The 13343-nt window shown below is 40.1% G+C and carries 18 protein-coding genes; 12 read left to right on the top strand and 6 right to left on the bottom strand.

From position 1 onward, the window contains the following. Positions 1-100: 100 nt before the first annotated feature. The 3 genes from FNH22_RS12195 to FNH22_RS12185 are packed head-to-tail and all read left to right on the top strand — an operon-like array spanning position 101 to position 1834. Positions 101-961 (top strand): patatin-like phospholipase family protein, encoded by an 861-nt coding sequence (locus tag FNH22_RS12195; RefSeq protein ID WP_143398666.1) that lies wholly within the window; start codon positions 101-103, stop codon positions 959-961. Then, positions 951-1523 (top strand): class I SAM-dependent methyltransferase, encoded by a 573-nt coding sequence (locus FNH22_RS12190; protein ID WP_143398665.1) that lies wholly within the window; start codon positions 951-953, stop codon positions 1521-1523. The genes FNH22_RS12195 and FNH22_RS12190 overlap by 11 nt, the downstream gene beginning before the upstream one ends. Before the next feature lie 59 nt (positions 1524-1582). After that, on the top strand, positions 1583-1834 hold the full coding sequence (locus FNH22_RS12185) for a hypothetical protein (RefSeq protein ID WP_143398664.1): 252 nt from the start codon (positions 1583-1585) through the stop codon (positions 1832-1834). A gap of 71 nt (positions 1835-1905) precedes the next feature. On the opposite strand, the gene FNH22_RS12180 is transcribed toward FNH22_RS12185, so the two are convergent. From FNH22_RS12180 to FNH22_RS12165, 3 genes are all read right to left on the bottom strand, one after another. Continuing rightward, a complete protein-coding gene (locus FNH22_RS12180; protein ID WP_143398663.1) occupies positions 1906-2304 on the bottom strand; it encodes a DUF1761 domain-containing protein in 399 nt (132 codons plus the stop codon). Between the two features lie 19 nt (positions 2305-2323). Continuing rightward, complete coding sequence (locus tag FNH22_RS12175; protein ID WP_143398662.1) at positions 2324-2803, bottom strand: DUF1761 domain-containing protein; 480 nt, start codon at positions 2801-2803, stop codon at positions 2324-2326. Between the two features lie 198 nt (positions 2804-3001). Further along, positions 3002-3382: a VOC family protein gene (locus FNH22_RS12165; protein WP_143398660.1), complete on the bottom strand. Its 381-nt coding sequence runs from the start codon at positions 3380-3382 to the stop codon at positions 3002-3004. A 150-nt stretch (positions 3383-3532) separates the two neighbouring features. Here FNH22_RS12165 and FNH22_RS12160 point away from each other — a divergent pair, with 150 nt between their 5' ends. From FNH22_RS12160 to FNH22_RS12145, 4 genes are all read left to right on the top strand, one after another. Continuing rightward, complete coding sequence (locus FNH22_RS12160; RefSeq protein ID WP_143398659.1) at positions 3533-4567, top strand: sensor histidine kinase; 1035 nt, start codon at positions 3533-3535, stop codon at positions 4565-4567. 1 nt (position 4568) lies between these two features. Continuing rightward, the gene (locus FNH22_RS12155) at positions 4569-5309 is read left to right on the top strand and encodes a LytTR family DNA-binding domain-containing protein (RefSeq protein WP_143398658.1); all 741 of its coding nucleotides are present in this window, start codon (positions 4569-4571) and stop codon (positions 5307-5309) included. Positions 5310-5458: 149 nt separating this feature from the next. Beyond that, positions 5459-5956, top strand: coding sequence for a hypothetical protein (locus FNH22_RS12150; protein WP_143398657.1), 498 nt, complete (start codon positions 5459-5461; stop codon positions 5954-5956). 147 nt (positions 5957-6103) lie between these two features. After that, a complete protein-coding gene (locus FNH22_RS12145) occupies positions 6104-6460 on the top strand; it encodes a hypothetical protein (protein ID WP_143398656.1) in 357 nt (118 codons plus the stop codon). A gap of 12 nt (positions 6461-6472) precedes the next feature. Here FNH22_RS12145 and FNH22_RS12140 read toward each other — a convergent pair whose 3' ends face one another. Further along, positions 6473-6754, bottom strand: a complete 282-nt coding sequence (locus FNH22_RS12140; RefSeq protein WP_143398655.1) for a DUF427 domain-containing protein — start codon at positions 6752-6754, stop codon at positions 6473-6475. Positions 6755-6816: 62 nt separating this feature from the next. Between FNH22_RS12140 and FNH22_RS12135 the strand changes: the two genes are divergently transcribed. Continuing rightward, positions 6817-7914 carry a diacylglycerol kinase family protein gene (locus tag FNH22_RS12135; RefSeq protein WP_143398654.1) on the top strand — a complete coding sequence of 366 codons (1098 nt, stop codon included), beginning with the start codon at positions 6817-6819 and terminating at the stop codon, positions 7912-7914. Positions 7915-8077: 163 nt separating this feature from the next. On the opposite strand, the gene FNH22_RS12130 is transcribed toward FNH22_RS12135, so the two are convergent. Both FNH22_RS12130 and FNH22_RS12125 read right to left on the bottom strand, forming a co-directional pair. After that, a complete protein-coding gene (locus tag FNH22_RS12130; RefSeq protein WP_143398653.1) occupies positions 8078-9037 on the bottom strand; it encodes a calcium/sodium antiporter in 960 nt (319 codons plus the stop codon). A 113-nt stretch (positions 9038-9150) separates the two neighbouring features. Next, complete coding sequence (locus FNH22_RS12125) at positions 9151-10110, bottom strand: YpdA family putative bacillithiol disulfide reductase (protein WP_143398652.1); 960 nt, start codon at positions 10108-10110, stop codon at positions 9151-9153. 193 nt (positions 10111-10303) lie between these two features. Here FNH22_RS12125 and FNH22_RS12120 point away from each other — a divergent pair, with 193 nt between their 5' ends. The 4 genes from FNH22_RS12120 to FNH22_RS12105 all read left to right on the top strand — a co-directional run bounded on the left by FNH22_RS12120 (position 10304) and on the right by FNH22_RS12105 (position 13249). Further along, a complete protein-coding gene (locus FNH22_RS12120; RefSeq protein ID WP_143398651.1) occupies positions 10304-10756 on the top strand; it encodes a GNAT family N-acetyltransferase in 453 nt (150 codons plus the stop codon). 51 nt (positions 10757-10807) lie between these two features. After that, positions 10808-11536 (top strand): MBL fold metallo-hydrolase, encoded by a 729-nt coding sequence (locus tag FNH22_RS12115; RefSeq protein WP_255518040.1) that lies wholly within the window; start codon positions 10808-10810, stop codon positions 11534-11536. A gap of 401 nt (positions 11537-11937) precedes the next feature. Continuing rightward, positions 11938-12753 carry a transposase gene (locus FNH22_RS12110; RefSeq protein ID WP_185154199.1) on the top strand — a complete coding sequence of 272 codons (816 nt, stop codon included), beginning with the start codon at positions 11938-11940 and terminating at the stop codon, positions 12751-12753. Beyond that, on the top strand, positions 12743-13249 hold the full coding sequence (locus tag FNH22_RS12105; protein ID WP_143398649.1) for a transposase: 507 nt from the start codon (positions 12743-12745) through the stop codon (positions 13247-13249). Before FNH22_RS12110 ends, FNH22_RS12105 begins: the two co-directional genes overlap by 11 nt. Positions 13250-13343 lie beyond the last annotated feature (94 nt).

Here is a 13343-nt window from a genome sequence, read left to right as displayed (position 1 = left end):
TATGCATCAGTTTTTTACAGATGGTGATGAATGAATTTTTAATGGTTAAAATTACTGTAGAAAAGCGTTGAGTATATTTCATAGAGACGTTCAAAATAGTATGAGTAAGTCAGTGGCATTAGTATTATCCAGTGGAGGCGCCAGGGGTGTTGCACATATTGGTGTGATAGAAGCCCTGGAAGAAGAGGGGTACACTATAACTTCAATTGCAGGTAGTTCAATGGGTGCTGTGGTAGGAGGAGTTTATGCAGCAGGTCAGCTGGCAGAATACAAAGAGTGGATATGTAACCTGGATAAGTTGGACGTATTCAAACTGTTGGATTTTACACTGAGCACACAAGGTTTTGTACGCGGAGAGCGTGTTTTTAATGAAATGAAAAAATTCATCCAGGATCGTGACATAGAACAGTTGAATGTTCCTTTTGCTGCGGTAGCCACCGATATAGTAAATAAAAGAGAAGTGGTTTTTAACAAGGGTAGTTTGTACCAGGCGCTTCGGGCCTCAGCAGCCATACCGTCTGTACTTAAACCCAGTATTATTGATGGTGTGGAATTAGTAGATGGCGGGGTGATCAATCCCATTCCTATCAACCATGTAAATATGAGCAAAGATAATTTGCTGGTAGTGTCAGACGTAAATTCTGATATACCTAATGAAATGATATACGTCAAAAAGGAAGTAAAGAATAGATTTCGGCCGTTATTGGAAAAGTGGAGTAATGTGTTCCCCTCTCTCGCGGTTAATGATAAACCTAAACGGTTGAGTATTTTTGAACTGTTTGCCCGCTCTGTTGATCTTATGCAAGATAGAATATCCAACTATATTATTGACGCATATCGACCCGACCTTGTGATCAGGATGTCACGTGATATTTGCTCTACCTTTGAATTCTATCGTAGTGCAGAACTCATAGAACATGGTAAAAAGAAGATGAAAGAAGCATTGCAAAATGAACTATAAAGCGCTAAATCAACAAGTCGGTAACCTCGACCTGTACCTGCTGGACCAAATATTGAAAGGGAGGTTTGAAGGTTTTTCAAAGATTTTAGATGCAGGGTGTGGTGAGGGGAGGAATCTACCCTATTTTGTCAATAACGGGTATGAGGTGTATGGCATTGATCTGAACCCCCAGGCCATTCTGATGGCGATGATGTCTTACCGATCAGTGCCTAAGGATAACTGGGCAGCTGGTAACTTATCAGAATTACCCTGGCCAGACCAGTACTTTGATGCTGTTATTTGCAGTGCAGTGCTCCACTTTGCGGAAAGTCATGAGCACTTTCATACTATGATGAAAGAATTGGCCCGTGTAATAGCTAGAGGAGGCTTGCTTTTTATACGAGCAGCAACACAAGTTGGTTTGTCAGCGGAGGATCCGGAAAGTAAATTCACCTATCTGATGGAACCGGAACAACTGTTTAATATCGATAAGTTATACCCTTTCAATTTTCTTGAATTACCCAAAAGTGTAGTGGTGAATGACCAGCGTTCCATGGGTGTATTGGTACTTGAAAGGAAATGATACTTTGATCATTTCTAATAAATTAATACATTACCGCTTAACTAATTCTTTCATCAACTATGGAAAATCAAGAAACGACAGTAATGTCAGTAAAAGATTGGGTCATTACCCTACTCATTTCCGCCATACCATTGGTGGGCTTCATCATGATGTTTGTTTGGGCTTTCGGGAGTGGGACTAATCCTAACAAAGCAAATTGGGCTAAAGGTGCACTTATAATCGTTGCCATTTTCTTTGTTTTGTATTTTATCTTTATAGCGCTTTTTGGTGCAGCACTATTTGGTGCACTGTCCGGAGCCGGCGGCTATTAAGCATTACTGTTAAAATCAACTTGAGATTACAGCATCAGGACTATGTATAATACATGGTCCTTTTTTATTTTCTATTTCCAGGCGGTGAGAATGGCACCCATTAATGTAAAGCTTACCACGAAGTAAAATGAGTCAATGAACCAGAGACGGATGGAATTCCTTGAAAACAGGTAGTTTACTCCCATGGCCATGGCAATCCAGCCGAAACCAGTGAAAAAACCGTAGAGCAGCCCCTCTTTTATGCTCATTCTATTTAGAAATAAAGCCAGGTTAATGGTCATCACCAGTTCCAGCACAAAGGCCGTTCCATAGATCTTGCCCATATTGGCCTCTTTCAGGTCTTCTTCTGTAAATCCATTTTCCTGCATCCATATTTTTCCAAAAACAGGCCCATACCAAACGGCCCCTATTACAAATGTTGAAAGCGCTGCTACTAATATAGCCAGCCAATTTAGCGATGAAATATCCATAATTATCTATCGGTTTAGTTCAGTTATTTACAATGATGGTCTCTGTCGGGAGCCCTTCGGAAAAGTTGGCGGTACCTACTGTTTTGTACTTTTTCCATAATCCGAGTATTATACCTACAATTTCATATTTGATCAATACTACACTCTGGTCAATAACCGTGAGTTCGAAAGACCTTAAGCTAAACATATTCTGTGTAGTCATTTCCAGGAAAATAAAGCCTACCCAAATAAGCAAGGCATACTGTAGTCCTTTTAACCCGGTGTCTACTTTTAACCTGACGAAAAGAAATGCCATGGTATAAGCGGCAGCTACACAACATACCAGGTTTGATATTAATCCTGCTGCCATATTATACTGTGCAAAATCTGCCTCGGATAATCCATTTAACTCCGCCCATCGGATCCCAAAAAATACAGTGTCATACCAGACAGGTGGTACAAACTGCACCACCAATGAAGCCACCCAAACAGCGGCATGGTTAATTTTTAATATTTTCATATTATAGTGCTTTCAGGCTTCTTGAATGTCATATATCTTTGGCTGGTCTGGTTCAGGTGTTTTAACGTCTGCAAAAACCCTACAAAAAAGTAAAGTGCCGTGTTCTGAGCACATTTACTGTCTTTATCCCGGACCAGACCAGCGACCAGTAAAAAAAGTGCTGTTATTAGATAGAGTGACTTCATTAAAACTTTGTTGCTATTCATCCATTTCTATAAATACCATTGAATTTCCGTCAGGGTCGTACAAGCCTATGTGTTTGCCGGAATCATCTTGTTGCATTTTGCCCATACGTTCACCACCACAGGCAATGACTTTATTAACCAATACCTCCAGGTTTGGAACACGTATATCAAATTGATGTCTGTTTTGCGAGGCAGTATTATTGGCGACTTCCGCCGGGCAGAGCACTAAACTGATCCCCAGCCAGGTGCCGGAATAGAGCGAGGTACCATACTGTCGCCTTTCCTGAAATTCAGTATTAAATACTTTCTGATAAAAATTAACCATAGCTTTCATATTTCTTACTGCTATCGTTAACCCTTGAATTTCCGGTATACTGTTGGTTCCTTTTTGCATAATGTAATGCTTGAAGATATGTCAGTCAAAGTCCGGGGGTGTGCTGGTCTATATTGGATCATGTGGGGAATTTACTATTTTTAACCGGACAACTTCCAGCCTGAATTACCGAAACGGAAGAATCAGAGGCCCAAAAAGAAAAATTCCCGCTTGAAAGATAACATCGATATCAACGATAAGCTGGTAAGGATCATAGGCATCCAGTTTTTTGGCGTAGTCATCCCAAATGCTACCGGATTGGTGAATAATACCGACCGCTCCATTCTTTATTTGGCAGCCGCGTATGCCTATTTTATGCTTATAGCTTTCCTTATCTGGCAGGGCAACAGGCTCCTGCTTTTTAAGCTGGAAGAAAAATATAATTGGTTCATTAATCCGGCACAAAAAGTGGTAATGATATTGGGAGGTAACGTGTTCTATACTGCACCATTGGTCATCATTATGTTATTGGGCTGGTACCAGTTATCACAAGAAGTGGTGGACTGGGGAGTAATTAAAGTGACCGCCATCGTATGTGTGATATGTGTGATCTTTATAACACACGCTTATGAAACTGTTTTCCTGATCAAACAGCGAGAGTCTGATAAGGTCAAAGGTGAAAAACTGGAAAGAGCAAAGGTACAGGCTGAGTTAGAGGCATTAAAAAACCAGATTGACCCTCACTTCATGTTCAACTCACTGAATAACCTGGCTTATCTGATTGATCAGAACCCGGCCAAAGCCAAACAATTTACGGAAAATCTTGCAGAGGTATATCGATATATATTGTCTAACAAAGAACGTAAGCTTGTGATGCTTGAAGATGAATTATTGTTTCTCAATAAATATCTTTCACTCCTTTACCTGCGCTATGATAATGCGCTGAGTGTAACATTTAACTTATCAGAAAATGATAAAGAACGTTATCTTATTCCTCCTATCTCCGTTTTCTTTGCTTTGGAGAATGTAGTGAAACATAATGAAATTTCAACCCGATTTCCCATGTCGGTAGAAATATGGAAAAGGGGCCACTCTTTATGGATATCAAACCCTGTTAAAGAAAAAAAGTCACTTGAACATTCATCAAAAATAGGTTTGACAAATCTTGATGAACGTTTTAAAATAATAGTAGGAAAAGGCATAAGTACGGAACATAGTCATCAAACCTTTAAAATTGAGCTGCCCATGCTCCCTTTAGCAAGCTGATATGAAAGTACTTTTAGTAGAAGATGAACACGCGGCCACACAACGACTGGTCCATATGCTTCGTGACCTAGACAATTCATTGAATATCGCTGCTACATTGGAAAGTGTTAGCGCTGCAGTGCAGTGGATAAATATAAACCCTCCTCCTGACCTGGCCTTTTTTGATGTTCAGTTGGCGGATGATGTTTCTTTTGAAATATTCAAAGCCGTACCGGTAACTTTTCCGGTGATCTTTACCACAGCTTACGACCAGTACATTTTAGAAGCCCTGGAGCATAATTCTATTGATTACCTGTTAAAGCCTATTTCAGAAGAAAGGCTTTTGAAAGCCCTGAATAAAGTCAGGAAATTACAATCACATTTTATTTATCAAAACCTTCAGAACATTGTAGCGGAAAAACCCCTACGGAAAAGATTTCTGGTTAAAAAGGGGATCGATAACGTATCGATAGCTGTGAAGAACATATGTTATTTCTTCACGGAACACAAGCTGGTCTTTTTAAGAGATGTTGATGGTGTAACGTATATGATAGATCATTCTATCACGGATTTAACCAATGAATTAGACCATCGGTGTTTTTTCAGAGCTAACCGTAAATACCTGGTAAATATTGAAGCCATTGTTAAATTCAAGTCGGAAAATGGCAAGATCATACTAAGTTTATCGCCAGCTACAACAGACAGCGTGATAGTAAGTAAAGAGAATGCTCCAAATTTTAGAAGATGGGTAGAGAATCAATAAATCCTTGGTTTTTCCATATAAAAAATACAACCAATTCCTTCTGTATGAAGTTATTGGTGCCTTAATAGCGTAACTGATTTTTATCATTGCATCCAATTAGGTCTATGATCTAATTTGTCCGATTATTATACAAACAGTGTTGTCAAAAGATGAAACAGTATATAGTTCCCCTGACCCTTACCACACTATTATTAGCCCCGGGCTGTGCCAGTATAGTGAGTAAAAGTAGTTATTCGGTAATGATCAACAGCGAGCCCGATGATGCCAATATTACCATTACAGATTTAAACGGACGCCCTGTTTTTGCGGGGAGAACTCCTGCCACGGCATTTTTATCATCCAGGGGTAGGTTTTTTAAAAAAGCGTCTTATTCGGTGAAATTTTCCAAGGATGGATACGATGATGTTATCTTGCCAATACACTTCAAGTTGGACGGATGGTATTTTGGAAATTTTGTTTTTGGCGGCCTTCTTGGATTGTTGATCATATATCCTGCTACCGGGGCTATGTATAAACTCGATACGGAGGTAGTACATGGCACATTAAGACAAACGGTGGTGCATTCAAATGAGCAGGAGTTAAGGCTTTACAGCTTAAATGAGATCCCGTCTGATTGGAAAGAGCACTTAGTGCTTCTGACTAAATGAATTATGGTAAATACCATAGTTATAATAACTGCCTGAACTCTGCATATGTTGGTAGGCATGCCCTTGTTGTATTCCTTTACCAGACTACGGTAGGTTTTATGTTCATTTCATTTTTAATAATTAGAGATTTTTGACAACATTGTCGTAATGATTCAATTCTTCAGAAAAGTTACTGTGATTGGCCTTGTGTTCATGGTATGCTCACCCGCATTAAGTCAATCCGGCTTAGATTCCTTAAAGGCAGAGATTTTATCTGTAAAAGCCGATGTTGAAAACATTCACCTGAACCTGGGCAAGTCGAAAAGCAAGTTTCAGCGAGGTATTTTTGTGGCTACCCTGGGGTACACGATCACTATAGCCGGCGGTTTGATGCTGGGTAGGGACAATGATGATCTGGGCCAGGCGCTACTGGTTGCGGGTGGAGTCACCGGTGCTACGGGTACTTATTTGCTAGTAGATGCATTTAAGTATCTTGGGCGTACCCGTAAGCGAACTCCAAAGTGACTTTGATACCATTTATTCTGTAACTTCTACACCTTTCCAGAAAGCTACATAATCTTTGATCTGCTTGGCCAGATCACTGGTTTCAGGGTAGTACCATGCTGCATCAGTATTTTTATTACCGTCCACATCTATGGTGTAATAAGAAGCCGTACCTTTCCAGGGGCAGACGCTGCTTGTATTAGATTCCTCGAAGTACTGTTTTTTTATGGCACTTTTAGGGAAATAATGGTTGCCTTCTATCACTACAGTATCATTGCTTTCGGCTATCACCTTTCCATTCCAAATGGCTTTCATATCTATTAAAGTTTAAATTTTTACAATCTAGTACAATACAACGCTAAACTTGTTTAACGGTTTTGACTTATCTGCGACATTTAGTGATTATTACGTTGGTATTCACCATCATCGATTGGTCATTGGCCTCTTTTTACTTTATCATTTTATTCATAAGTTCGGTAACAATGTTAAAAGTGGCGGAGTGTTCTGAACGGAGGCTACTTTTCCATAAGCGTAATTTGTACCCTATGCCCGGTGTTCGTATTAAAAAAGGAAGTAAAACAGCATTTATTGTTAATGGCAGAGGTAAAAACAGACTGAGATTTCTAAAAAAATTTGAGCAACATAAGTCATTACTTCATGGAGAATTTCATGTGGTTACCACTTCATTTGTCGGGCATGCGCAACGCTTGGCAGAGGAAATGGCCAAAGATGGTTTTTCGAATATCATAGCAGCAGGCGGGGACGGCACCTTACATGAAGTGGCAAATGGGGTAAGTAATGCAGGTCAGACTGACATCGTAATAGGATTATTTCCGAATGGCACAGCCAATGATTATGCCCGGACCATGGGTGTTTCCACGAATATAGCCCATCTTTTTGCACAGATAAACCAGGGACATTTCACGCCCGTTAATCTCGGAGTTGTTCATTTTGCGGACGATCAAAAGAAGACTTTCGTAAATATTGCAGAAATAGGGTTAGGGGTAGATGTTGTACAACGTGTAAACAGGTCCAGCCGGTGGTTAGGGCCAAACACTACCTTTGCCACGGCCATTATTCAATCTTTTTTATCGTATAAGAACAGGCATATTCTGGTGGAAACAGATGATTGGAATTGGGAAGGCCTTGTAAATTCATTTGTTATGGCAAACGGCAGATTTTTTGGCAGCGGCCTTTGTATAGCCCCTGAAGCCAGCCCTGTCAGCACGGATCTTTCTGTTGTGATCATATGTGATATCTCTATTAAAGATTATTTGAAACATCTTCCGAAACTTAAAAAAGGTGAGAAGCTGGACCACCCGCAAGTGATCTACAAACGAGCTGGTAAATTAAAGATTACATCTAATGAAACGCTGGGAATAGAAGCCGATGGAGAATTTTTGGGAAATGGGCCAGTTACGGTTTCGGTAGAACCCAAAGCCCTGAACTTCCTGACAGGGAGTGATCTTATATAACCAGGCTTCTTTGAAAAGCTTTATGAAGGAGCATAGTGCATGAGGTGTCTGAGTGCTGGCGACATTGTGTTAAGATTTGAATTGCCAACAAGCGTTATAAGTTGAACTTTGTTTCTTCAAAAGAGACATTCTTCCTGCAATTTCAATTCCGGAGAAGCCCTGATTAACCTCGTTGTATCAGGAATACAATATACCAGATGTAAGCTACCAGAAAGAAAAAGCCTTCCCATCTGCTTATAATTGGGCGCTTTCCTACGACCACGGCCAATATCAGCGCTGTACTGGAAGCAATGATCATGAAAATATCAGAATTGGAGATTACATCATAAGGAATTGGCTTAATACTCGCACTCAGCCCTAAGATCCAGAGGAGGTTAAAAATGTTTGAACCCACTACATTGCCTACGGCTATGTCGGTGTCCTTTTTAAAAGCAGCTATGGCTGAAGTAACCAGTTCGGGTAGTGAGGTGCCTATGGCTATGACGGTGAGCCCTATAAAATGCTCGCTCATGTTAAAGAACCTGGCTATTTCTATCGCCCCTTCTACCACCCATTTACCTCCAAAATAGAGCCCTAATATACCTACTACGATCAATCCAACGGATTTAGGCATTGCCATTTCATTGTATTCCTCGCCATTGAACTCGGATTTACGCTGTTTTGAAACGATGTATACATAGCCCATGAACAGGAAGAAAAAGAACAGCAATACCAGGCCGTCGTTCTGACTGATCACAAACTCATTGGTGGTATTGAAAATGGATGCATTAGCCAGAAAACCCACTAACAGTGTGGCTGTCAATGAAAATGGAACCTCAATGAAGTACGTGTTTTTAGTGATGGGTAAGGGACTGATAAGTGCCGAAATACCTAATATCAGTAATATATTGGCTACATTACTACCTAAAACGTTACCAACTCCTATATCAGGGCTATTATTGTAACTGGCGATAAGGTTTACCAAAAGTTCCGGCAACGAAGTACCGAAGGACACAATGGTTAGTCCGATAACTATACTTGAAACATTGAATTTTTTGCCGATAGAAGTAGCTCCATCAACTAATAAATCCGCGCCTTTAATCAAGAAAACAAAACCTACTATAAATAAGAGGTAGACCAACATATATGCCTGTTAGAAATGCAGGGCCTAAAATAGTACAATTTTTAAATGCACTGATACATTTTATTGTTTTTTTATTTTCAATAAGCTGTTTTGCAGCTAATTCCAGCCATATTTCAGACGGTTTCTCCCAATGAACGGATGATCACATCAGCGTGTATTCTTGAATTTTCGATGAACCATTTATTGGTTTTCAGACCACCGCAGACTACACCCGCCAAAAATATCCCTTTTACATTGGTTTCCTGTGTTTCAGGGTTATATACAGGGGTTTGGAATTCATCATCACTAAATGCGATACCCATCGATTTCATCAGGTCAAAATTGGGTTTATAACCGGTCATTGCCAGCACAAAGTCATTCTTGAGTGTTTTACTTCCCTCAGGAGTCTGTATATCAACTTCATAAGGGCGTATGTTTGAGATTTCAGAATTAAAATATGCTTTTATGGTACCCTCTTCTATCCGGTTTTCAATGTCCGGTTTTACCCAGTATTTTACCGAATCCAGTAATTCAGGCTCACGTACCACCATCGTAACATCAGCCCCTTTTCTATAGGTCTCCAGGGCCACATCTACAGCGGAGTTAGCAGCACCTACCACAATTAACTTTTGCCCAAAATATGGATGAGGCTCATCATAATAGTGCTTAACCTTCGGAAGGTCTTCACCGGGCACATTCATCATGTAAGGGAAGTCATAGAAGCCTGTAGCCAGTACGATGGACTTTGTACTGTATGTGCCACGGTTGGATGTCACATCAAACCGGTCTTCTGCTTTTGTGACGTTCTCTACTTTTTCGTAGAGCCTGACATTAAGTTTCCAGCTTGAGGCTACTCTACGGTAGTATTCCAATGCCTCAAATCGGTTGGGTTTATTACCGTGCGATATGAAAGGAACGTCTCCGATCTCAAGTCGGTCAGAAGTGGAAAAAAAAGTCATATTAAGCGGGTAGTTGTAAATAGAATTTACCAGACAGCCTTTATCAATGATCAAATAATCCAGTCCTGCTTTTTTTGCTTCTATTCCACATGCTAGACCTATAGGTCCCGCCCCGATAATAATTATGTCATGCATGTTGTGTAACCTTTTAAGCCTGCATAAGTATTCTATTACAAAACAATATTAGGTCAAAAGGTTCATTTAACCTTACTCAAAATAAATTGGTTTTAGTGATACGGGAGCGGCTTTGCAGGTCGCTCTTGTTGTTTATAAATAATTCTGCTTGCCTGCTGTTATGTACTCCTGATCATTTGGCTATATTTAGATCATGATTAACATTCGCTTGGCCCGGCCTGAAGAGGTTGGCATTATCGTCGATTTCCAGGTAAAAATGGCTATGGAAACGGAAGACCTTCTTCTGAACGCTGATGATCTCATGCCCGGAGCAGAAGCCATTTTTAAGGATAAAAACAAGGGAGTTTATTACGTAGCTACTGATCAAAACCGTGTAGTGGGTTGTTTGTTGACTACATATGAATGGAGTGAGTGGCGAAATGGCACTGTACTTTGGATACAATCTGTCTACGTTTTGAAAGAATATAGAGGTAAAAAAGTGTTTCGGCAGATGTACGACCATATACAGCAAATGGTATTAAAGGGTGATACGCTGAAAGGCATACGCCTTTATGTAGAAAAAGACAATCATAAGGCCCAGCAGGTATACGCTGCACTGGGGATGAACGGTGAACACTATCGTATGTTCGAATGGATAAAATCATAAACAAAGTATGCTTTCCCAGGTTATTGAGTAACGATCAACAACAGCAATCCGATGATGAAGTACCTTGTAATTAGTTTGTTGTCATTAGTACCCTTTTTTACTTATACTCAGAAATTTGAGCAGGATGTGTTTCCTGTAGGTGAAGATGAACTGGCGATCACTTTTATTGGACATGGCTCGCTTATGTTTGAATACAAGGGAGACGTAATTCATATTGATCCCTCTTCGCGGGAAGCAGACTATTACAAGTTATCGAAAGCAGACCTTGTATTGATCACCCATCATCATGGGGACCATGCGGACCCTGTGGCTTATGGCCAGGTGCGTAAGGATGGAACCACTTTGATCCAGACACAGCTGGCCAAGGAAAAACTGGGAGATGGTATCGTATTGAACAATGGTGAAAAAACGATGTATAAAAACATTGAGATAGAAGCCATACCTGCTTATAACCTCGTGCATAAACGAAACAATGGAGAATTCTTCCACCCAAAAGGGTGTTGTAATAGCTACCTTCTGAACATAGGAGAGCTGCGCATATTCATTGGTGGAGATACCGAAAATACACCTGAAATGAAGGGGCTTAAAGCCATTGATATCGCCTTTCTACCCATGAACTTACCTTATACAATGACCCCTGAAATGGTGGCCGCCGCCGCCAAAGCGTTCAGGCCGAAAATCTTGTACCCTTACCATTATGGCAGCACGAATGTAGATGACTTGCTTGAGCTGATGGAGGAAGAAGGTGGAATAGAAATACGAGTAAGGAAAATGAAATAGGTACTTACCAAAAGTAATGATATATAAAACAATCTGTACACCTCTTATAATTGAGGTTTTAAGAGAATAAAAGATGGTTTTTTACCTTGCGAAACCCGATCGTTAAGCAGTTTTTGAGGCTTTTATTTTAATTTGACACATCAGTAAGGCAAAAAAGAAGTCGGCAACAGATTAATACTAAACTAAAAATCAGCTCATAGTGCGTGGCACCTGGCTTGCTCCCACTCTGAGCGCGCTGGCCGCATTATTGATGTACAATAAACCCGGAAATGTCATTGAGCATAATTTCTAATGGCTGTCATTAGAAATTACTTGTTGTAAGTTTCAGGAATAGAGTGTGTTACTGTTGATTTTTTAGTAAATTTTCTTGAGAATGGAGTGTACTTTTTTCTTACATGGCGATGAACTTGAAATTAGTCTTTACAGATAAAGAAATCACTCCCTGGAGTGGGATGATTTTCATGAAAAAGCTACTGAATCAAACAGGAATTTTTACAGAGTTGATCAAGAGGGACTTACCCGAACAGGGTTCTAATAGAGGCTATGATCCAATACAGTTGATCACCAGTTTTATGGTAAGTATTTGGTGTGGAGCTAACCGATTTGAACACTTAGAAGTGAGTCGTTTTGACGATGTGCTTCGCCGGATATTTGGTTACAAAAAGATGGCAGGTCACAAGGCTTACCAACGCTATTTCAAGCAATTTACTATTGCTACTAATCAACAAGTCTTCACGAAGGTGATCCAATGGTTTTTCGAGCAAATCAGGTTGGATAATTATACCCTTTTCGTAGACTCCACAGTATTGACTCGCTATGGGGACCAACAAGGAGCTAAGAAGGGCTACAATCCTCAAAAGCCCGGAAGGAACTCTCATCATCCCTTGTTGGCTTTTGTAGATGAGTGCAAGATGGTCGCCAACTTTTGGCGTAGAAGTGGGGATGCTTACACCACTAACAACTTCCTGTCCTTCTTACAAGATACTATCAATAGACTGAAGGGGAAAAAGGTAAGCCTTCTGCGAGCCGATAGTGGTTTTTATGGTAAAGAGATCTTCGATTTTATAGAGCAAAGAGATATTAACTACATTATTGTAGCTCGTCATTACGCAACTATACAAAGAAAAGTAGCCTCTCTCAAATCATGGTTTGTACTCGAGGATGGTTTGGAAGTTACAGCAACAACTTATCAGAGTGACACCTGGGATGCCCCCTAGAAGGTTGGTAGTAGTTAGGCAACAAATCAAGAAAAGACCTAAAGCTACTGGTAAGCAACTCAAGCTTTTTAAAGAAGAAGGGATATATGAAAACTACCGGTATAGCTGCTTTATTACCAACCTGGATTTTTCACCTCATATGGTTTGGACTATGTACCGTGGGAGAGCAGATTGCGAGAATAGAATTAAAGAAATCAAGGATGATTTTGGCTTCGACAGCTTCAATATGAATGACTTTGCAGGCACAGAAGCAGCGCTGAATTTTGTAGTAATTGCCTACAATTTGATGAGCCTTTTTAAACAGGCTGTCTTGAAATCTGATAAGCTACATCAACTCAAAACCCTACGCTACAAAATATTCGCTATAGGAGGGTATATTACTAAATCTGGAAACCAAAACTTGCTTAATTTCTCCCTAAGTATGAAGAAACGAAAGTGGATCGAAGGAATATGGAATCAATCTCAAAATTTTAGCTGGCCTTTCGCACCAACTTAAACTCTAATGACAATTTTGGGATAAATGTTGAATATATAATGGAATTACTATGTTATAAGGGAGTCTGGGTGAATGCTATAACCGGAATAAACAA

It is taken from the genome of Fulvivirga sp. M361 (assembly GCF_007097395.1).
Classification (GTDB): domain Bacteria; phylum Bacteroidota; class Bacteroidia; order Cytophagales; family Cyclobacteriaceae; genus Fulvivirga.
Note: the sequence above shows the minus strand (reverse complement) of the source record. Positions and strands in the feature narration are given on the sequence as shown.

Excerpts from the sequence above, each read along its gene's own strand:
- FNH22_RS12195 (WP_143398666.1), top strand. The coding sequence starts at position 101 with ATGAGTAAGTCAGTGGCATTAGTATTATCCAGTGGAGGCGCCAGGGGT.
- FNH22_RS12190 (WP_143398665.1), top strand. The coding sequence starts at position 951 with ATGAACTATAAAGCGCTAAATCAACAAGTCGGTAACCTCGACCTGTAC.
- FNH22_RS12185 (WP_143398664.1), top strand. The coding sequence starts at position 1,583 with ATGGAAAATCAAGAAACGACAGTAATGTCAGTAAAAGATTGGGTCATT.
- FNH22_RS12180 (WP_143398663.1), bottom strand. The coding sequence starts at position 2,304 with ATGGATATTTCATCGCTAAATTGGCTGGCTATATTAGTAGCAGCGCTT.
- FNH22_RS12175 (WP_143398662.1), bottom strand. The coding sequence starts at position 2,803 with ATGAAAATATTAAAAATTAACCATGCCGCTGTTTGGGTGGCTTCATTG.
- FNH22_RS12165 (WP_143398660.1), bottom strand. The coding sequence starts at position 3,382 with ATGCAAAAAGGAACCAACAGTATACCGGAAATTCAAGGGTTAACGATA.
- FNH22_RS12155 (WP_143398658.1), top strand. The coding sequence starts at position 4,569 with ATGAAAGTACTTTTAGTAGAAGATGAACACGCGGCCACACAACGACTG.
- FNH22_RS12150 (WP_143398657.1), top strand. The coding sequence starts at position 5,459 with ATGAAACAGTATATAGTTCCCCTGACCCTTACCACACTATTATTAGCC.
- FNH22_RS12145 (WP_143398656.1), top strand. The coding sequence starts at position 6,104 with ATGATTCAATTCTTCAGAAAAGTTACTGTGATTGGCCTTGTGTTCATG.
- FNH22_RS12140 (WP_143398655.1), bottom strand. The coding sequence starts at position 6,754 with ATGAAAGCCATTTGGAATGGAAAGGTGATAGCCGAAAGCAATGATACT.
- FNH22_RS12130 (WP_143398653.1), bottom strand. The coding sequence starts at position 9,037 with ATGTTGGTCTACCTCTTATTTATAGTAGGTTTTGTTTTCTTGATTAAA.
- FNH22_RS12125 (WP_143398652.1), bottom strand. The coding sequence starts at position 10,110 with ATGCATGACATAATTATTATCGGGGCGGGACCTATAGGTCTAGCATGT.
- FNH22_RS12120 (WP_143398651.1), top strand. The coding sequence starts at position 10,304 with ATGATTAACATTCGCTTGGCCCGGCCTGAAGAGGTTGGCATTATCGTC.
- FNH22_RS12115 (WP_255518040.1), top strand. The coding sequence starts at position 10,808 with ATGATGAAGTACCTTGTAATTAGTTTGTTGTCATTAGTACCCTTTTTT.
- FNH22_RS12110 (WP_185154199.1), top strand. The coding sequence starts at position 11,938 with ATGAACTTGAAATTAGTCTTTACAGATAAAGAAATCACTCCCTGGAGT.
- FNH22_RS12105 (WP_143398649.1), top strand. The coding sequence starts at position 12,743 with ATGCCCCCTAGAAGGTTGGTAGTAGTTAGGCAACAAATCAAGAAAAGA.